Origin of the sequence: Mycobacterium appelbergii (assembly GCF_032883035.1) — a bacterium.
GTDB lineage: Bacteria > Actinomycetota > Actinomycetes > Mycobacteriales > Mycobacteriaceae > Mycobacterium > Mycobacterium appelbergii.
In genome coordinates this window covers 1-18,925 of the sequence record NZ_JAMQTH010000028.1, presented here as the reverse complement: position 1 = coordinate 18,925, position 18,925 = coordinate 1, and the positions used below count along the sequence as shown (strand labels likewise).

The window sequence follows — 18,925 nt, the reverse complement described above, 5'->3', positions numbered from 1 at the left end:
ACACGATCACGGCAGCCTGAGGACTGGGCACGGCCTAGTTTAACAACTGAGCCGTAATTAATGACTCAGGACACTAGCGCCGAGCCAAGGGCATCCGCGATATGGCGTGTCCCGCAAACATGCAGGTAAGGGCCTCGCCCTGGACATATCTGTAACGTGTTCTATGATCGCGTTCCATGAAGACCAAGGGCGCCCTGCTGTGGGAACTCAATTCACCGTTCAAGGTTGATGAGATCGACCTCGGTGATCCCGTCGCCGACGAGGTACAGATCCAGATGCATGCCTCGGGCATGTGCCATTCCGACTACCACATCACCACCGGCGCCACCCCGATCGGACTGCCCGCACTGGGCGGTCACGAAGGTGCGGGCGTGGTCACCAAGGTCGGCAAGAACGTCACCGGCATCGAGGAGGGCGATCACGTCATCCTGGCGTTCATCCCGGCCTGTGGTGAGTGTCCGCCGTGCCTGAAGGGGTTCCGCTCGCTGTGTGACCGGGGTGCGGTGCTGCTCGGCGGGAAGGCGATCGCCGACGGGACCAGCCGCATCCACGCCGGCAGCCACGAGGTGTCGCCGATGAACCTGCTGGGCACCTTCGCGCCCCACATGACGGTGCACAAGGATTCGGTCGTCAAGATCGACAAGGACATTCCCTTCGAGACCGCGGCCATCATGGGCTGCGCGGTGCCGACGGGATTCGGCTCGGCCACCAATGTCGCCGAGGTGAAGCCCGGTGAGACGGTCATCATCGTCGGCGTGGGCGGCATCGGTATGAGTGCGTTGCAGGGTGCAGTGATCTCGGGCGCCAAGCAGGTCATCGCGATCGACCCGAACGAGTGGAAGCGTGATCAGGCCATCAAGTTCGGCGCCACCCACGTCTACCCCACGATGGCCGAGGCCATCGCGCCCATCATCGATGTCACCTACGGCCTGATGGCGGACAAGGTCATCATCGCCGTCGGCGAGATGAAGGGCGAGTACATCGAAGAGGCGATGATCCTGACCGCCAAGACCGGTACTTGTGTGGTGACCGGCATGGGTTCGATGATGGACGCCGACGTCAAGCTCAACCTATTTCTGTTCACGATGTTGCAGAAGACCTTGAAGGGCAACATCTTCGGCGGCGGCAGCAGCCACATCGAGACGCCACGGCTGACCGCGCTCTACAAGTCGGGCCTGCTCAACATCGACGACATGATCACCCGGACCTACAAGCTGGAGGACATCAACTCCGGCTACCAGGACATGCTCGACGGCAACAACATCCGCGGCGTGGTCCGGTTCGACGAGTCCGACTGGTAACCCTCTTCTGCCCAGCAGACAGTTAGGCCCCCTTTTCCCGGCGGAAAAGGGGGCCTAACTGTCTGCTCGCGGGGAAAGGTTACTTGGGTGGCATCCGGATGCCACCGTCGACGCGGACCACTTCGGCGTTCATGTACGAGTTGGTCAGCAGCTCGATGACCATCGAGGCCAGCTCTTCTGGCTTGCCGAGGCGATGCGGGAACAGCACCGACTCACCGAGCTTGGCCTTGAAGGCTTCGGACGCTTCGCCTTCTCCGTAGATCGGAGTGTCGATGAGGCCGGGTGCGACGGTGTTGACCCGGATGCCCACCGCCGACAGGTCGCGCGCGACCGGCAGCGTCAGCCCCACCACGCCGCCCTTGGAGGACGAGTAGGCCGCCTGGCCGATCTGGCCGTCGAATGCCGCGACGCTGGTCATGTTGACGATCGCGCCGCGCTCGCCGGTGTCGGTGAACTCGTTGCGGCTCATCGCGGTCGCGGCCAGCCGGATGCAGTCGAAGGTGCCGACCAGGTTGATCGCCAGCACCTTCTTGTAGGCGTCCAGGTTGTGCGCCGATTCGAACTGACCGTCCTTGCCGATGGTGCGCTGGGCCCAGCCGATGCCGGCCGAGTTCACCAGGGCACGCAGCGGGCCAAGTTCGGCGGCCTTGTTGACCGCGGCCTCGATCTGCGCGGTGTCGGTGACATCGACGCTGACGAACGCGCCGCCGATCTCCTTGGCGAGGGCCTCGCCCTTGTCTGCCTGCAGGTCAGCCACGACGACGCGGGCTCCCTTGGCGGCCAACTGGCGCGCGGTTGCCGCGCCGATACCTGATGCGCCACCGGTGACGATTGCGCTAGCTCCATTGATATCCACGCCGACAGACTAAGCCCAATCCACCGGTCGGTCGGTGCCGCCCGTCGGTAGGCTGGCGTCATGCCTTCGCCCGTCGACATCCGTCGCGCGACCGATCGCGGCCTCACCACCACGGATTGGCTGCAATCGCGGCACTCGTTCTCCTTCGGCGACCATTACGACCCGGACAACACCCATCACGGCCTGCTGCTGGTCAACAACGATGACATCGTCGCCCCCGCCGCCGGTTTTGACACCCATCCGCACCGCGATATGGAGATCGTCACCTGGGTGCTGGAAGGCGAACTGGCCCATGAGGATTCGATGGGTAACTCCGGGGTGATCTATCCCGGTCTGGCACAACGGATGTCGGCAGGCACCGGGGTACAGCATTCCGAGAAGAACGGATCCGGGCAGGATCCCGTGCATTTCGTGCAGATGTGGGTACTGCCCGACACCGCAGGTGTGACGCCGGGTTATCAGCAACAGGAGATCACCCTCGCCAACACATTGACCCCGATCGCCTCTGGCGCACACGATGCCGCAGTCACCCTTGGCAACCGCAATGCCACGCTGCACGGCGCCCGCCTACAGCCCGGTGACGCGGTGGAGCTGCCGCAGGCACCATTCGTTCACCTCTTCGTGGCGCGTGGGGAGGTGACGCTCGAGGACACCGGAGCGCTCACCGCCGGTGACGCCGCCCGGCTCACCGCGTCGGGCGGACAGCAGGTCATCGCGGCAACCGCGGCCGAGATCCTGGTCTGGGAGATGCATGCGAGCCTGGGTGGCAGCTAAGGCAATCGCTGTCCTCGCCGCGGCCGTACTGACCGCGTGCAGCAGCCCGGCGCCGCCGCCGGAACCCGGCACCACACCGACAACGCCCGCCGCCACGCCCGCTGCCAAGGGCTTGTCCCCGGTCACCGTCCAGGTGCCCGATGAATTCTCCGCTGCGCCGTTCGACCAACCGCGCCAGGCGCAGGTCCCCGCGGGCTGGACTCTCGAAGTCATCGCGCGGGTCCCGAAGGCGCGGATGGCGGCGTGGGCGCCCGACGGGGCCCTGTTGATCTCGCTGCCGGGCAGCGGACAGGTCGTCACGGTGCGCCCGACACAGAGCACCCTGCTCGAAGGGCTTGACCAACCGCACGGCCTCACCTTCGTCGGCTCCACTCTCTACGTCGCCGAGAGCGATCAGATCGACGCCTACGACTACGTCGATGGCCGGGCCGTCAACCGTCGCACCATCGCGGGCGATCTGCCCGACGCCAAGAGCCCCGATCTGCACGGGGCCTATGCCCACGCGCTCAAGAGCGTGGTCGTGGGAGCTGATGACGCGGTGTACTTCTCGATCGGCTCGACCGGCAACATCTCGGCCGAGGATCGCACCGCCGACCCGCCGCGGGCCACGATCATGCGGGTACCGCCGGGCGGCGGGCCCGCGGAGCTCTTCGCGACAGGCGTCCGCAACGGCACGGGTCTGGCGTTCGCCCCGGACGGCGCGCTGTGGACAGCGGTCAACAACCGGGACAACGTCGCTGACCCCGCCACCGGCCGGGTCAGCCAGGATTACGTCGACGACCATCCGCCGGAGTCGGTCGCCAAGCTCACGCCCGGCCGTGAATTGGGTTGGCCGTACTGCAATCCCGACGGCCCCCCACCTGCTGCCCTGATCCGGGATGTGCAGACCAACCCGGACGGCGCCGAGATGGACTGTGCCGCACTCGCACCGGTAGAGCAGACGCTCGGCGCCCATTCCGCGCCGTTGGGGATGAGTTTCGCCGAGTTGCCGCCACCGTTCGGTCAGGGCGCGCTGGTCGGGGTGCACGGGTCATGGAACCGCCAACCGCCGCAGGCACCTGAGGTGTCCTTCTTCGGTTGGCGTGCCGGAACACTGGGCGAGCAGCAGACCTTGGTCGGCGGCTTCCAGGACGAGGACGGCACGCGCTGGGGCAGGCCGGTGGCGGCCGTCACGGGGCCTGACGGCGCCGTGTACATCACCGACGATTACGCCGACGCGGTGTACCGGCTGGCCGCGGCCTGATCCCCAGCGCGTGCGTCGGTTACCGGTGGACCTGGTCTCGACGGCCGGTGAGGGCAAGGTAGATGGCGATCAGGATGATCGCGACGACGATGCCCACGAGGAACGGGATGACCTGCCAGCCACCGTTGGCGTTCGAGTATCCGAACTGGTAGGTCAGCCACGAGCCCAGAAGTGAGCCGATCACGCCCAAAACAATCGTCATGATGACGCCGATGTTCTGCTTGCCGGGCATTATCAGGCGTGCCAGTGCGCCGACGATCAGCCCGACGATGATGGCGCTGACAATGGTTCCGATCATTGCTGCTCCTCTGTTCACGCGGCGCCTGGTCACGCCGTCGTAGCCGACTGGATTCCCCTTTTCTTCGAAGTACTAACCACGTATCTGGCATCCGGCCGAGGCTCAACTGATACGCGCCTGTTACCAATGTTGACAGAGTTACGCATGTGATTATTGTCTTAGCTGGGATGACCTCCATCGAAAGGGAGACCATGCCTGGCCCGGCAAAATTTCTTCGGCGCGTGGTAGCGGGTGCCGCTGCCTTTTCGCTGTGTGCTGCCCTGGGCACCACCGGCACACCGCACGCCAAGGCCGAAGACGCCAAGGCCCTGCTCCTCGGCGCGATCGCCAACACCAAGGGCTCCTACCTGGTCTACAACTTCGGCGGCCAGTACGCGGCGCCGTTCGTCTCCGCGGACGGGCGTGCGTACACACTCAACGGCGGCGGCCACCTGATGACGGTCAAGAACGCCTCCACCCGGTTGACGCCGCGCCTTCTCGTCGACAGTCATCAGGGCTACCAGTCCCGCTGTGAGCGCACTCCCGGCGCCCGCACCAGTGAAGGGCTGTGGCAGGCATCGGAAACCTATGCGCCCCTTGCGGCTTGGCAGGTACTGGGACAGCCGACCATCGCGGTCAACGCCAACTTCTTCGACGTGCGCGGTCAGAAGGGCGGATCGTGGCGCGACACCAAGTGCAGCTCACCGCTGGGCGCCTACGTGGACAACACCCGCGGCCAGGGTCGGGCCAACGCCGCGGTGACGGGCACCCTGGCCTACGCCGGTAAGCAGGGTCTGTCCGGTGGCAACGAGCACTGGTCGGCGCTGGCCACCATGATCCTTCCGGTGGGCAGCGCACCGTATGTCGTCATGCCCAAAAGCAAGAACGACTACGACTCGGCCTCCCCGGAGATCCAGCGGCTGCTGGACCAGAACGCCCGGTTCGTCGCGGTCGCCGGAATCGGCCTGCTCGCCCCGGGGGAAACCGGTCAACTCAACGACAACGGCCCTTCGGCAGCGCGGACCGCGCTCGGTTACAACCGCGCCAACGATCAGTTCTACGTATTCCAGGGCGGCAGCTACACACCGGACAACATGCAGGACCTGTTCCGTGGCCTCGGCGCCGACAATGCGGTGCTACTGGACGGCGGTGGCTCGTCGGCGATCGTGCTGCGCCGCGACACCGGCGGCATGTGGAGTGGCGCCGGATCCCCCAGGGGCAACTGCGACACCCGGCAGGTGCTGTGCGATTCGCGCGAACGCGCCCTACCCAGCTGGCTGGCCTTCGGCTGATCAGGCCACTATTGCGCCGGTAGCGGCTGGAACTGCCGGGGCAGGCCGGCGTGACACAACTGGAAGTGCCCGTCCTGGCGCGGCTTGAGTGTCGCCCCCGCGGGCAGGCGGTCGCCGACCCATGGCGCCGTGGTGTCTGCCACCAGTGTCTGGCCCGCCTGGGCGATGTCGCGCAGGCGCGCGGCGTCGCTTTCAGCACTGTGCACACCGATGCTCAACACGAACGGATCCAGGGGCGACAGTTGCAGATCCAGCGCGCAGGACACCGCGTCGGACGGCCGGACGAACGCGGCGGTGAAACTGTCACACCGCTTCGGCCCCGGCCGCAGGACGCCGTCGTTGAGGGCGACCATATGGCTTGTCGTCGCGCGCAACCACGGGAGCGCGGCGAGCAGCTCATCCGGTTGCGTTTGCCACAGTTGTGCCAGTCCCTCGACACGGGCCAGCAGTAACGTCACCGTTGCTCCCGTCAGATTGCCGGTTCCATCGTGCCGACCGGCACGCTCCAGAAGCCCAGGGTAACCGCTTGCCAGGCGGGCGATGGCGGCCGCGAACCCGGTTGCGGCAGAACTGTGTTGCCAGTCCGGGTGATTGGCGACTTTGTCCGCGTGGGACGCGCATCAGCACGTGCGCGCAGGTTTTGCTGGCGTCACCCAGCCCCGGTCAGGACTCCAGCCAGAGATCGACGCCCTCGGTGGTGAAGATGTACAGCAACGTGGTCCAGGCGTCGTCCCCCAGCGCCGTTTTCACGTTCTTGTACGAGGTCATGACGAACCTGAACTTGCCGTCGTCGGGCGTGCCGAACCCCCCGCGCAGGCAGTCCGCCAGAGCGTCGAAGTTGGACCCGAAGTACCCACCGTCCCCGTTGACCGCCCGGCCGATCTCGGTGAAAAAGTCCGCCTTGGACCCCACCTGTGCGCCGTCGATCCGATACGTCTTCACATGTCTCCGATCTGGCAGAAGGACTGGTAGTGATCACCGGTATAGAAGTATTCGGCCGGGTTGTTCAGCGGTTGTCCGCCGGTGACGATGCGGCGTTGGCCGCGATGGTGCATGCCGGGCGTCGGGACCGTGTACTCGTGGTAATAGCCACGTTCATGCTTGGGCAACAGCCCTTCGAAATTGCCGAAGACCACGCCGTCATTGCGCGGGTACGGGAACGGGCCGCCCGATTCGATGAGGTCGACGGTCGTTGCGGCCTGGGGCGGCAGGCTGTCGAGGCCGCAGGTTTTTTCCGCACCGGCATTTTTGGCATCGGAGGTTTCGGTGCCGGGCGTACAGCCCACCACGAGCGCACAGAGTAGGACCGCGACCGCGCCGGTCGAACAGGATCGCCGCATCGGCACGACGCTAGCAACAAATCCCCGGTTACCGCAGGTTCTCATGGGACCATCGATGCTCGAGTGAACACCCTCGCCACACCCCCGCCATCCCGCAAACCATTTCGGCCTGACATCGAAGGTCTGCGGGCGGTCGCCGTGGTGGCCGTGGTGCTCTTCCACGCCGGCGTTCCCGGAGTCACCGGCGGATTCATCGGTGTCGACGTGTTCTTCGTCGTGTCCGGATTTCTCATCACCGGCCTGCTGTGGCGGGAAGCGTCGGGCACCGGCACGGTGCGGTTGGCCTCGTTCTACGCCGCCAGGGCCCGGCGGTTGCTGCCCGCCGCGGCGGTGGTGCTCGTCGCGACCTCGGTCGCGGCGGCCGTACTGCTGCCACCGCTGCAGGCGCGCAACGTACTGGGCGACACCATCGCCAGTGCGCTGTACCTGGGCAACTACCGGTTCGCCGTCGAGGGCACCGATTACCTGTCCGCCGACATCGCACCGTCACCCCTGCAGCACTACTGGTCGCTGGGCGTGGAGGAACAGTTCTACCTGCTGTGGCCCGCACTGATCCTGGGCACCGCATGGTTGCTGACGCGCGCAGGCCGGAGCACCAGATCGGCGACGCCGTACGCGGTGGTGCTGCTCGCGGTGGCTGGCGGATCGCTGGCACTGGCGTTGGCGTGGACGCAGACCCTGCCGGCCTGGGCATTCTTTTCCCTGCCCAGCCGCGCCTGGGAACTGGCCGTCGGGGGACTGATCGCCTTGACCGCGTCGCAGTGGCGCAAGCTGCCGTCAGTCTGTGCGGCCGTGGTGGGTTGGGGTGGGCTCACGCTGATCCTGGTGACCTGCACGCAACTCGGCGAATCGACGCCGTATCCGGGGACCGCGGCCCTGCTTCCGGTGCTGGGCACCGCGCTGGTGATCGGCGCGGGTTGCGCGACACCTGATCTGGGTGTGGGCCGGTTGTTGTCCAAGCCGACGATGCGCGCGGTCGGGCGGTTGTCGTACTCGTGGTACCTGTGGCATTGGCCGGCGTTGCTGTTGGCCCCGGCGTTGTTCGGCGTCGAACTGGGAGTGGCCGGACGCCTGGCGATGGTGATGATGTCACTGGGGTTGGCGATCCTGACGCTGCATCTGATCGAGAACCCGGCCCGGTTCGCCGCGACGCTGCGGGCTTCGGCATGGCGCAGCCTGGCGGTCGGCGCGACCGCCACCGGCGTCGCGGTGTGTGCCGGGCTGGTGCTGTTGGCGATCCGTCCCGTGCCCACCGGTTCGGGACCCCCGGCGGTGCCGATCGCCGCGGTCGAGGCCAAGCCGTCCCCCACACAGCCGCAGGCGGTGACGCCACAGGATCAGCTGCGGACAGCTGTCGCAGCCGATCTCGGTGCGGTGCCGTCGAACCTGACACCGCCACTCGACAACATCGCCAAGCCGGAACCGTTCGTCAACGGCTGCGTGCTGTCCTGGCGGGACGTCGCCCAGCCGGAGTGCGCCTCGGGTGACACCGGGTCGGCGACGACGGTCGCCTTGATCGGCGACTCGCACGCGGCAATGTGGCAGCCGGCCCTGGAACCAGTGGCGCAGCAGCATGGTTGGCGGCTGGAGACCCTGGCCAAGGTCACCTGCCCGCTGATGAAGCTGCCGATCGTCAGCCCGTATCTGGCCCGGGAATTCACCGAGTGCAAGCAGTGGCGGGCCTCGGTGCTGGCGCGGGTCGCGAAGGAACGGCCCGCGCTGATCGTGCTGGACATGGCGCGGCGCTACGGGGCCGACTTCGGCTTCGTCAGCTACGACCAAACCTGGCTGGACAGCCTCACCCGGCTGGTGTCCCAACTGCGGGGAACCGGTGCGAAGGTGGTGGTGCTGGGGCCGGTCCCCGACCCGCATTCCACCGTTCCGACCTGCCTTTCGGAGCACATGAACGACGTCGCAGCCTGCTCACCGGAACGGTCGGTCGCCATGAACGACAACGGAATTGCCGCTGAGGCCACCGCGGTGCAGGCCGGCGGCGGCCAGTACGCGAACCTCGGTGAGTTCTTCTGCACCGATCGGCGGTGTCCGGTGATCGTCGGCATTACCCTGGTGTTCCGCGACGACAACCACATCACGGGCGAGTACGCGCAACTGATGTCGCCGGTTCTGGCCGGGCTGGCCGAAAGCGCACTGGCGCCCAATTAGGCGGGCAACGCCGCGAGAGGCTCGTCGACCTTGCCTGCCGGTATCCGCGCTGTTGCCGACATATCGATGTGGCGCAGCGTGTTTCGGACCAACAGATAGACCGGAGGTACACCGAGTAGCACCAGCATGCCCGCATACGGCGCGGCCGCGGTGAAATCCAGGGACTCCCCGTTGGTGGTGGCCCACAGTTCGGTCGAAAGGGTGTGACCGTTGAAGGGGACCAGGATCAGCGTCGTGGTGAGCTCCTTGCCCGCATCGAGGGCGACCAGGAGCGCACCCGCGACGAACCCCGGCAGCGCCAGCGGCAGGGTTATCCGCGCGAATGTCTTGGCAGGCTTCGCGCCGAGGGACGCCGCGACATCGTCATAGGTGCGCCGCGCGGCGCCCAGGCCGACCCGCTGATTGGCAACGGCGAGCGGCAGGAACAGCACAACGTAGGCCGCGATGAGCACCAGTGAGGTTTTGTAGACCGCCGGGAAGAGCCTGGTGACCAGGTACACCAAGGCCAGTGCCAGGATCGCGCTCGGGATGGCGTGCGCCAGCCAGACACCGCGTTCGCTGAGCGTCGCGACCAGTGAAGGCCTGCGGGTGATCAACCAGCTCACCGGCAGCGCAACGACAGTCGCGACGAGCGCCGCGGTCACCGCGTACCCGAGCGTGCTGGCCAACGCACTGCCGACCACGTCCCAGGCCACGCCGATGCCCCGGTCGGGCGTGGTCAGTCCCCGGATGGTCATGAACACCGTCGGCCCCACCGCAGCCACGGGCACCACCACGGCGGCGATGGTGACCGGCACGAGCAGCGGTCCGAGAGGGGTGCGTCGCGGCGGTCGGGCCACCCCCCGCGCGATGTCCCTGGTCCGGTTCGGACCAGTCAGCATGTGGGTGAACAGCAGCACCGCGACGGCCAGTGCCATCAGGAGCAGCGACAGCGACCGCGCCGAACGGTAGTCGGCGTAATCGAGCATCTCGGCCATGATCTTGGTGGTCAGCGTGCTGCGCCCGAGTTGGACCATCGCACCGTATTCGGCCAACACGTGCAGCGCCACGATCACCACACCGGCGGCCATCGCCGGACGCAGTCCGGGCAGGATCACCCGCAGCAGTATCGCGCTGCGACGCGGCCGCAGGCTGGCGACGACCTCCTCCAGCGCAGGGTCGATGTGGCGCAGCGCGACGACGCACGGCAGGAATACGTACGGGTACAGCGTCAAGGCGAGCACGAGCGCGGCACCGCCGAAGCTGGTCACCAAGCCGAGCTGCGGTGCATAGGTGAGCTCGCTGGAGTACGCGGCGTAGGCGGCGACGAATCCCGGCACCGCGAGCGGCATCGCGAACAGCACCGTGAAGATGCGCGGAAAAGGCAGGCTGCTCCGAACCACCAGCAACGCACAACCCACACCGAGGACTACGGTGATCACGCTGATCAGCAGGGTCAACCCGACCGTCTGCCACACCGCGGCGGCGGTTGCCGGATAACGGAATTCGTCCGCGATGTCTGCCAGGGAGATGCCGGAGAGAAACAGGTACCCGATCGGCAGGAGAGAGACGACGGCGACGGCGACCGCACACAGCGCGGTCGCCGTCGGACGAGCCCGGAAACTACCCGACGTCATCCGCTGGACATGTCGAGCTGCTTCAGCAGATCCTCGGCTTGGGCGGAATTGGCGAGTTGATCCATGTCGAACGGCGGTGACTGCACCTCGGCGAGATCACCGGCGATCGAGCTCACCACCCCTGGCGCTACGGGATATTGCGCCTCGGAGACATCCGCGGGTCCGGTGGCGATGAGGTTCTGTCCACCGTCCTTGGAAGTCAACCAGGCCAGGAACTGTTGTGCCTGCTCGACGTTCTTGCTCGATTTCAGCACGGCGGCACCGGAAGACAGAATGAGATTGCCGGGGTCGACCTCTGGGAAGTGGTAGATCTTCGAGGTCAGCTTGTCCGCGCCGCCCTTCTGATTGGCCAGCACCCACCAGTAGTAGTGGTTCGACAACCCCATCGCGTGCTTGCCGGCCTCCACGGTGTCGCGGACGTTGCCGTTCTTCTTCTCGTTGACCCCGTTGGCCTTGATGCCTTCAAGGAAGGCGCGGGTGGCAGGTTCACCTTCGGTGGAGATCAGGTACTGCGTGGTGGCCACGAACGCACCCGACGGCGCCCACGCGAACTTCCCTTGATAGGGCGGGGTGATGATGTCGGCCAACTTCTTGGGTAGCTGGTCTTCGGCGATCTCGTCCGGGTTGTAGAACAGCACGCGGGACCGGGCCGCGTAGGCGACCCACAGGCCCTTGCCCGAGCTCAGCCCGGGGCGCACCTGATCGAGGGTCGACTGCTCGACGGGAACCAGTAGTTCGGCGGCCCCGAGCTCGGCGACCGGCGCCGGGTCCTCGGACAGGAACACGTCGGCCTTGGAAGCCGCGCCCTCAGCCTGGATCTGACCGACGGAGGCGTCATTCTGGATGTTGAACTTGACGCCGGTCTTCTTGGTGTATTCCTCGGTGAGGCCCTTGATGAGGTCGGCGTGCTGGTCGGTGTAGACCGTCAGCGTGGTCTGCTCCCCAGCTTCCTGCGGACCGGACGATTCGGCCTGATTGTCTCCGGGGGAACCACCGCCGCAGGCGGCAACCGCGCCGGCCAAGGCAAGGGTGGCGACAAGCGCCCCGGCCCGCGAGATGTATCGAAAGCTCATTGCATCGAAAACCTTCCTCCCAGAAGGGGATTGAACATCGGCAAACACCAGATGAACATCAAAACCCTAGCAGATTAGGCAAGGAGTACCTAAGAACTTGCCTGCTGAGAGACTCCGCGCGGGAATGCGCGAACCGTGTCGGTCACCTCGAGCTCGGCGTGGTCACCGACTCGGTAGGTCTGTAATCCCGGCACCCGCACGGGCACCTGCTGGGAGATTCCCGGCACGGTCACACGCATCAGGGCGTCGTGTCCGAAGTACAGCGTGGAGCGAATCGTGCCGACCACCGCGGCCGGCGGGGCTGCACCGTTGGTCGCCCGCAGGTCGATCTGTTCGGGGCGCACCAGTACGTCGCATGGGCTCTGGTCGCCGGCCCACTCACTGACCTTCAAACGGCCGAGCGCGCAGGTCGCGTAGACACCGTCCGACCCTCGGCTGATCTGCCCGGGCAGGATGAGCGCCTCGCCGAGGAATCGGCCCAGCTGCGCGTCGACCGGGCGGTCGTAGACCGTGTGCGGATCGCCCGCGGCGATCACCCGGCCCTCACGCATCACGATCAGGTGGTCTGACAACGACATGGCTTCCGCCTGATCGTGGGTGACCAGGAGCGTCGTCGACCCGGTACTACGGATCAGGTCCCGGACCTCCTCCCGCAGTTCGATGCGCAACTGTGCATCCAGGGCCGAGAACGGTTCGTCGAGCAGGACCAACTTGGGCTCGGGAGCCAGCGCGCGGGCCAGCGCGACGCGCTGCTGCTGCCCGCCCGAGAGCTGGTCGGGTCGTCGCTCACCCAGCTCCGGCAGACCGACCAGATCCAGGAGCTGCGCGACGCGGGCGCGACGGGCCCGGCGCGACTGCCCACTGAGCCCGAACCCCACGTTGTCGGCGACAGTCAGATGGGGAAAGAGGGCACCTTCCTGCGGGACGATGCCGACGGCCCGCGCATAGGGCCGCAGATTCTGCGTCGGCGAGACCAGTTCGCGCCCGGCCAGGGTGATGACGCCGGCATCCGGGCGTTCGAAACCGGCAATGCACCGCAGCAGGGTCGTCTTCCCGGAACCCGACGGTCCCAACACGCTGGCAAACGCCCCGGCGGGCACGGTCAGTTCGACGTCGTCGAGCGCCGCCGTCGCCCTTAGCGCCGATCCGAAGACCTTGCGGAGTCCGCTTACCGTCAGCACACGCCCACCGTAGTAGCAGGAGCTGCCATCACTCGGCGTCGTCGTGCAGCTGATCGATCCGGTGAACGCCGTCGACGCCGGCCAGGACCCGTCCGGCTTCCAGAACCCGGATACCCGACAGGGTCATCGTGACCCCGACCTCCCCACTCGCCGCGGGCCCCGGCGAGTCGGTGGCCAGCGAGGTCAGGTGCCAATTGTGCAGATCACAGGTCTGTAGCAGCTCCCGCAGGATGCCACGGCCGTCCTGATAGATGACATGGACCTGAACGGAGCCGCGCAGCCGGCTGGTCAAACGCCGCAGCAATGGGGCGACCCCGAGAACGATGACGAAGTGCAGCACCGTCACCACGATTGCCAGCAGAAACAGTCCGCCCGCGGCGGCCATACCGATCGCGGCCGATTCCCAGATCGAGGCCGCGGTGGTCAGACCGACCACCGCGCCCCGACGGGTGATGATGATGCCTGCGCCGAGGAAGCCGATGCCCGAAACGATCTGTGCGGCAACGCGAGACGGATCGAGGATGACTTCTGACGAGAGCACATCGCCAAAGCCGTACTTGCTGACCAGCAGGATCAGTGCGGACGAGGTGCCGACGATCGTCTGGGTGCGCAGGCCTGCGCTCTTGCCACGCGTTTCACGTTCGAGCCCGATCAGTGCGGTGAGCCCGAAGGCCACCAGCAATTCGACGACCTGGCGTGATCCCTGCCCGGTCCCGGTGAAGAAGCCGTCGGCCAACCACATACTCATGACATCCCACGCTAATCCTCGAGATTCTCTGCACACTGCATCAGCAGCGCGGCGAGCTGCGCTTCGGTGCCTTTGGGGATTCCCCTGACCATCGCGGCCTCCACGCCGAGGACCGTCCTGTGGGCCGACTCGAGCCGGCGCCTGCCCGCGGTGGTGAGTCGCAGTGCGCGGGCGCGGCCGCGTTGTGGTCCGTCGGCGTCGTCGATGAACCCGTCGGCGCGCAGGCTGCGCAACACGTCCTGCAGGGATTGGCGCGTCACGAAACACAGCCGAGCCAGTTCGGACGCCGACGCGGCCGGATGATCGGCCAGCGCGCGCAGTACGGCGTACTGCGCCATGGTCAGTCCGGTCGGCCGTAACGCCGAGTCGCAGCTGCGTCGTAGCGCCTGCTGGACCCGCTTGACCAGATATCCGACCCCATGCTCGACATCACCGCTCGTCATGACAGGAACCTTACATTGGTGCTATCGTGCTCATGTAAGGAACCTGACAAAAGGAGTTTGTGATGACGACGATTCAAAGCCCGAGCCCCTGCGCCACGTTGATCAACGTGTTCACCGTCGAGCCCGAGAATGCCCCAGCGCTCGTCGAGTCACTGCGTCGTGCGACCGAGGACGTGATGTGCCACGTGCCCGGGTTCGTCTCCGCGAACATCCATCTGAGCACCGACGGCACCCGCGTGACCAACTACGCACAATGGGCCAGCGCGGAAGCATTTGAGGCGATGCTGGCAGATCCGACCGCACGTGAGCACATGGGTACCTGCGCTGAGCTGGCCGTGAGTTACGACCCGCACCTGTACACCGTCGAGTCGGTGCACACCGCATAACGCTTGGATGGCTTGCGGTCACAGTTCTCGCAGTAGACGGTGGCAGCATCGGCTGATTAGGGTGGGCGCCCATGTCATCCACCGGCACGAACCGCGCCCGTCATCGGCGTCCGCTGGCCGCAGCCGTCGCCGTCGTGGCCGCCTGCGCTGCAGGCCAAGCGGGGATCGCACTCGCCTCCGCGGTTTTCGACGAGCCGGGCTACACCTCGTGTACCGCGACGACGCTTCCCGCTCCCGACCAGAACTTCGACACCGTCGCGACGACCTGTTGCGTGGACAACGCCGGAATCCCCGCCAACACCACCTACGGCGTGGGCTGCGTGGCGCCCATCGAGAACCCGCCAGAGGACTATCGACCAACGATCGTCATGCCCTCCCGGCCCACGCCGCCGGGTGAAGGAGACGACGCCGCGCTCGACGAGCTCATGAAGCAGCCGCCCGCTCCGCCTCTGCCCTGACACCTGGGCTCAGTGGTGGCTTACGCCGCGTCCTTCTTGGTGTCGTCCTTTTTGGCGTCGTCCTTCTTTTCAGCCTTGGCCTTCTTCTTCGGCGGGGTGGTCGCCTTCTTCACGTTTTCGGCGGCGTCGTTGACGGCCTTCTCGACCCCCTCGGCGGCGGCCCTGATCTGCTTGCGACCGTTCTCGGCGACCTTGTTCAGCCGCTCCTGAGCGTTCTTGAACGCCTTGTCAGTACGCGCGCGGGCCTTCTCCGCTGAGGCTTTAGCCTTGTCCCGGGCGTCGTCGACATTTGACTTCAGGTGTTCACCAACGGAATTGAGCGTCTTGGCGTCCGGCTTCCCGGTTGGCGTTTCCTCGTCCTCCGGTTCGGGGGTGGTCGGCGGGGCTGCCTCTAGGCTGAGCACCTTGGTGTCGTTCTTCGTGGCCCCCGTGTTCGTAATTTCCTGCGGCTCAAAATCAGTCGCCCGCAAGGCCTGGCTGCCGGGCGAGTTGTTCAAGATGCCGCCGGTCGCATTCTCCAGTGCTTCGGTGATCCCGGTGAGGTCCAGTCCGGATCCGGCGCCCGGCAGGTTACCGCCGATGCCGAGGAGACCGAGCACGGTCGCCAGCACATTCGAAACCTGGCCGTCCTTGTCGACCAGCCCATCGCTGATCGCCTGTTGCACGCCTTGGGCAAGTTGCTTCGCGACATCGGCCGGCACCTTGGTCCAATCGACCTCCGGGAAAGAGCCGAACGCCGTTGGGATGTCGGAGTCGTCGAAGGTGCGAACGTAGGTGACTACGCCGTCTACCTCCTCGCGCTCAACGTCCGTGTAGCCGAGGTTGACGAGCGTGGTCAGCGCCGGCGTCAGCGCTGTTCCGAGCGGATTGTTGAGGTTCGCGCCGGTGAACAAATTGATGAGATCGATGGCCAGATACGTCGGTTCGAGCAGGGGCAGGCTCTGCGCGTCGAGCGTGTAGAAGATGTTGAGCTTGGGGCCCTTTGTCGGGTCGTCGCCCTGGTTTGCGATGTAGTCGGCAAGGTCGTCGCCGAGTTGCCCGACAACTTCGCCCGCCAAGTTTGTGACGATGCCGGTGACGGTCTGGTTGCGCAGGATGTACGTCGGGAACATCCCTGCTGCAACGTTATTGGCCATCGTGAACGGATTCGGCCAGGCCGCGAAGTCCGACATGGGCAGGTATTCGGCTGTGGCGTCGATCTTGATCGGGATGAGGTTGGCACCGCCGATCGTCAGCCCAAGTAGCGAGACGTCGAGAAGCCCTTGTCCGTTTGAACTGCTCTGGACCTGCGTGTCGGGGGTGACCGTGTCGATGCCGAACAGGCGGAAGAACGGATAGGCCCGCGCCAAGATGCCGCCGTTGGCGCGGCCTGGGTTGTCCAGCAACAGCATTGGCAAAATCGTGAAACTGCCGAGTATCGGGTTGGTTCCCGTGTAGTCAGCCCCACCCGGCTGATTCGGCAGGTCGTCAACCACCTGCTGGTAGGCGGCCCCGGTCGCGAATGCGCCCAGACCGACTCCGACCGCGATCGGTACCCGGAGGTCGACAAGATCGAGACCCGCAAGGGGGCCAGTCGCGATCTCTTCCAGAATGTGAGCTATCAGGTGCTCTTTAACGAACGGCAGCCCCAGATCGGGCAGTATCGCATCAATGAGGTTTGCCACACCGCCGACCCCGACACTCAGGTATGGCGTGCCGTTGATCTCGTCGGCCACCGAATTCGGGAACGGTGGAACCCATCCGAGGTCGACGCCGAACAGTTTCAGAAGCGTGAACGGCGCGCCTGCGGTAATGATGTTCAGCCCGAAGTCATCGCCGACATTCGAGAGGTCAAGTGGGGCACTGAGATCCAGCCCTAAAATACCGAGTAGATCACCGAGCGGGATGGTGGTGTTCGTCCCGAGAACATCGAGCACTTGGCCGAGAAACTCGCCGAGCGGAAGCGCAGCCAGTATCGGCCTCAGGTCGACAGGTACCTCACCGAGCACACCGCCGACCGCGCCGCCCAGTACCTGATTGAGCAACCCAGCCGTAAGGCTTTCGAGGTCGAGACCGGCCGCCTGCGCGAGGGCGGCGAGGTTGATGTTCTCCACAAGTTGCGTGAGGATCTGCGCACCGATTGCCTGCGACAAGTCGTAGCCGGCAGAACCAAGCCCGAAGGAAAGATCGGGAATTTGTTCCGGCGGCGGGAACGGCCTGAAGTCACCCCGGAGATCGACGTTCCGATCGACGGCAGCAGCGTTTGCCTGCGGCGGCGGGGCTACCCCGACGGTGAGAGCGGTGACCGTTGCGGTTGCCGCGCCGATCGTCGCGATTCTCTTCGCTCGCTGCCGCGACTTACGGTGCTTGTTGGCCATTCGACCAGTCCTTTCAGTCACCATCTCAGGTTCTTCTCAGGCAACGTAGCACTAACGTGACCATGATCACTATTTTTGCTGATGATTTGATTTCGACATCGTTCTGAATATCGTGCAAACGTAAGTTCTATACTTTTTAGTTTGTTTTTCCTGCGCAGGAGGCCTGTCATCTGCGCATCAGGCAATTGGCGGTCGACACGCGTCCAAGGTTGATCAAGTTGCTAGAACCTGTAGCGCAGTGTTGCTCGGCCCCGGGTAGCCACCGTTTTCGGCTTGGCGCCAGAACGACGGATTCCGTCGCGCCGTTGAAAGTGCAATGACCTGGCGATTGTTGCCCCAACAACGATAAGTCGCGTTATGCGGCATGCGGTCGACACGCAGGAATCGCTGGGTTTCGTTGTTTGCTGCGTCAGGACAGCAGGCGCCCGGTCACCGCTTCCACCTGATCGGCGTAGCCGCCACCGAACAGCACCACGTGAGCCAACAACGGATACAACTGATGCAGGCCCACGCGCCCCTGCCAGCCATCGGCAAGGGGCCTCACCGATTGGTATCCGGACACCACCCGCTCGATGAAGGGGCAACCGAACAGCGCCAACATCGCCAGATCCGTCTCACGGTGCCCGCCGTGCGCAGCCGGGTCGATCAGCACGACACCGTCAGATGTCCACATCACGTTCCCGCTCCAGAGGTCTCCGTGAATGCGGGCAGGACGATCGTCGTCATCGAATTCACCCTGACGGCACATCTCGACGACAGTGGAAACCGCTTCCTGCGCAGCGCGACTGAGCCGCGAGGCAGCGAGCTGGGCCATCGGTTGCAACCGCTCGGCGGCATAGAACTCGCCCCATGAATCATGCGCGGTCAACGACATCGGCAACGGATGCGACATCGGCCCGAAAAATCCAGGCCCGCCGTAGCCGCCGGGCCCGGCCCCGAACGCCGGTGCTCCCGCGTCATGAGTGACGGCCAAGCGCGCCCCGAACTCCTCGGCGGCCTTCGCCGACGGCGCCACGCTCACCAATCGCTGCAATGTCAGTGATACCGCGTCGTGGGCGAAGACCTGGACACACCGGGCACCTCCGTCGACGGCGAGCCAGCCCAAACCGGCTGCCTCGGCGTCGAAAAACCCCGGTGGGGCCGCCGCGTTCCGCTTGACGAACTCGTCCGCTATGACGAAACCCCCAAACACTCAGTGCGACAAGGCTGCCTACCATATCGGTACGACATCGACGCTGCCGAGAGCCGAGTTATCCCCAATTGCGGTTTCATCCACAAGCTGGGGTTGAGCTGGGGTTTTGGTCGGTGGTCGGGGCTTGTCGGGCGGTAGTGTCGAACGTATGTTCGATGATTCGTTGGCCGAGATTGCCGACCTGGAGGCGTTGGATGACGCGACGCTGGTCGATACGGTCCGCGG

Annotated in this window: 19 protein-coding genes; 7 read left to right on the top strand and 12 right to left on the bottom strand. The window is 65.5% G+C overall.

Annotation, left to right across the window (positions count from 1 at the left end; genetic code table 11):
- The first annotated feature begins 176 nt into the window (after positions 1–176).
- The gene (locus tag M1247_RS36300) at positions 177–1,301 is read left to right on the top strand and encodes an NDMA-dependent alcohol dehydrogenase (protein ID WP_317161288.1); all 1,125 of its coding nucleotides are present in this window, start codon (positions 177–179) and stop codon (positions 1,299–1,301) included.
- 79 nt (positions 1,302–1,380) lie between these two features.
- Here the strand turns inward: M1247_RS36300 and M1247_RS36295 are convergent, their stop codons facing one another.
- Positions 1,381–2,157 carry an SDR family NAD(P)-dependent oxidoreductase gene (locus M1247_RS36295; RefSeq protein ID WP_317161287.1) on the bottom strand — a complete coding sequence of 259 codons (777 nt, stop codon included), beginning with the start codon at positions 2,155–2,157 and terminating at the stop codon, positions 1,381–1,383.
- 60 nt (positions 2,158–2,217) lie between these two features.
- Here M1247_RS36295 and M1247_RS36290 point away from each other — a divergent pair, with 60 nt between their 5' ends.
- Both M1247_RS36290 and M1247_RS36285 read left to right on the top strand, forming a co-directional pair.
- Entirely contained in the window at positions 2,218–2,931 is a 714-nt protein-coding gene (locus tag M1247_RS36290; RefSeq protein WP_317161286.1) for a pirin family protein, read from the top strand.
- Positions 2,909–4,174 carry a PQQ-dependent sugar dehydrogenase gene (locus tag M1247_RS36285; RefSeq protein WP_317161285.1) on the top strand — a complete coding sequence of 422 codons (1,266 nt, stop codon included), beginning with the start codon at positions 2,909–2,911 and terminating at the stop codon, positions 4,172–4,174. Before M1247_RS36290 ends, M1247_RS36285 begins: the two co-directional genes overlap by 23 nt.
- 19 nt (positions 4,175–4,193) lie before the next feature.
- On the opposite strand, the gene M1247_RS36280 is transcribed toward M1247_RS36285, so the two are convergent.
- Positions 4,194–4,472, bottom strand: coding sequence for a GlsB/YeaQ/YmgE family stress response membrane protein (locus M1247_RS36280; RefSeq protein ID WP_317161284.1), 279 nt, complete (start codon positions 4,470–4,472; stop codon positions 4,194–4,196).
- Between the two features lie 191 nt (positions 4,473–4,663).
- On the opposite strand from M1247_RS36280, the gene M1247_RS36275 reads away from it, so the two are divergent.
- On the top strand, positions 4,664–5,743 hold the full coding sequence (locus M1247_RS36275; RefSeq protein ID WP_410506998.1) for a phosphodiester glycosidase family protein: 1,080 nt from the start codon (positions 4,664–4,666) through the stop codon (positions 5,741–5,743).
- 8 nt (positions 5,744–5,751) lie between these two features.
- Here the strand turns inward: M1247_RS36275 and M1247_RS36270 are convergent, their stop codons facing one another.
- From M1247_RS36270 to M1247_RS36260, 3 genes are all read right to left on the bottom strand, one after another.
- Positions 5,752–6,201, bottom strand: coding sequence for a nucleotidyl cyclase domain-containing protein (locus M1247_RS36270; RefSeq protein WP_317161282.1), 450 nt, complete (start codon positions 6,199–6,201; stop codon positions 5,752–5,754).
- Between the two features lie 205 nt (positions 6,202–6,406).
- Positions 6,407–6,685, bottom strand: a complete 279-nt coding sequence (locus tag M1247_RS36265) for a barstar family protein (RefSeq protein ID WP_317161281.1) — start codon at positions 6,683–6,685, stop codon at positions 6,407–6,409.
- Positions 6,682–7,083, bottom strand: a complete 402-nt coding sequence (locus M1247_RS36260; RefSeq protein ID WP_317161280.1) for a guanyl-specific ribonuclease — start codon at positions 7,081–7,083, stop codon at positions 6,682–6,684. Before M1247_RS36260 ends, M1247_RS36265 begins: the two co-directional genes overlap by 4 nt.
- A 63-nt stretch (positions 7,084–7,146) precedes the next feature.
- On the opposite strand from M1247_RS36260, the gene M1247_RS36255 reads away from it, so the two are divergent.
- On the top strand, positions 7,147–9,246 hold the full coding sequence (locus M1247_RS36255; RefSeq protein ID WP_317161279.1) for an acyltransferase family protein: 2,100 nt from the start codon (positions 7,147–7,149) through the stop codon (positions 9,244–9,246).
- Here the strand turns inward: M1247_RS36255 and M1247_RS36250 are convergent.
- The 5 genes from M1247_RS36250 to M1247_RS36230 form a co-directional block, all read right to left on the bottom strand.
- Positions 9,243–10,862 (bottom strand): ABC transporter permease, encoded by a 1,620-nt coding sequence (locus tag M1247_RS36250; RefSeq protein ID WP_317161278.1) that lies wholly within the window; start codon positions 10,860–10,862, stop codon positions 9,243–9,245. The two genes, M1247_RS36255 and M1247_RS36250, sit on opposite strands and share 4 nt — an antisense overlap.
- Positions 10,859–11,935: an extracellular solute-binding protein gene (locus tag M1247_RS36245; RefSeq protein WP_317161277.1), complete on the bottom strand. Its 1,077-nt coding sequence runs from the start codon at positions 11,933–11,935 to the stop codon at positions 10,859–10,861. The genes M1247_RS36250 and M1247_RS36245 overlap by 4 nt, the downstream gene beginning before the upstream one ends.
- Positions 11,936–12,024: 89 nt before the next feature.
- The gene (locus M1247_RS36240) at positions 12,025–13,116 is read right to left on the bottom strand and encodes an ABC transporter ATP-binding protein (RefSeq protein ID WP_317161276.1); all 1,092 of its coding nucleotides are present in this window, start codon (positions 13,114–13,116) and stop codon (positions 12,025–12,027) included.
- A gap of 28 nt (positions 13,117–13,144) precedes the next feature.
- A complete protein-coding gene (locus tag M1247_RS36235) occupies positions 13,145–13,858 on the bottom strand; it encodes an MgtC/SapB family protein (protein ID WP_317161289.1) in 714 nt (237 codons plus the stop codon).
- 17 nt (positions 13,859–13,875) lie between these two features.
- Positions 13,876–14,307: a MarR family winged helix-turn-helix transcriptional regulator gene (locus M1247_RS36230; RefSeq protein WP_317161275.1), complete on the bottom strand. Its 432-nt coding sequence runs from the start codon at positions 14,305–14,307 to the stop codon at positions 13,876–13,878.
- A gap of 62 nt (positions 14,308–14,369) precedes the next feature.
- On the opposite strand from M1247_RS36230, the gene M1247_RS36225 reads away from it, so the two are divergent.
- Together M1247_RS36225 and M1247_RS36220 are read left to right on the top strand one after the other, a co-directional pair.
- Positions 14,370–14,693, top strand: coding sequence for an antibiotic biosynthesis monooxygenase family protein (locus M1247_RS36225; RefSeq protein WP_317161274.1), 324 nt, complete (start codon positions 14,370–14,372; stop codon positions 14,691–14,693).
- Between the two features lie 71 nt (positions 14,694–14,764).
- Entirely contained in the window at positions 14,765–15,151 is a 387-nt protein-coding gene (locus M1247_RS36220) for a hypothetical protein (protein WP_317161273.1), read from the top strand.
- A gap of 20 nt (positions 15,152–15,171) precedes the next feature.
- On the opposite strand, the gene M1247_RS36215 is transcribed toward M1247_RS36220, so the two are convergent.
- Positions 15,172–17,508 (bottom strand): AAA family ATPase, encoded by a 2,337-nt coding sequence (locus M1247_RS36215; RefSeq protein ID WP_317161272.1) that lies wholly within the window; start codon positions 17,506–17,508, stop codon positions 15,172–15,174.
- A 409-nt stretch (positions 17,509–17,917) separates the two neighbouring features.
- Entirely contained in the window at positions 17,918–18,700 is a 783-nt protein-coding gene (locus M1247_RS36210; protein WP_317161271.1) for a fructosamine kinase family protein, read from the bottom strand.
- Positions 18,701–18,925 lie beyond the last annotated feature (225 nt).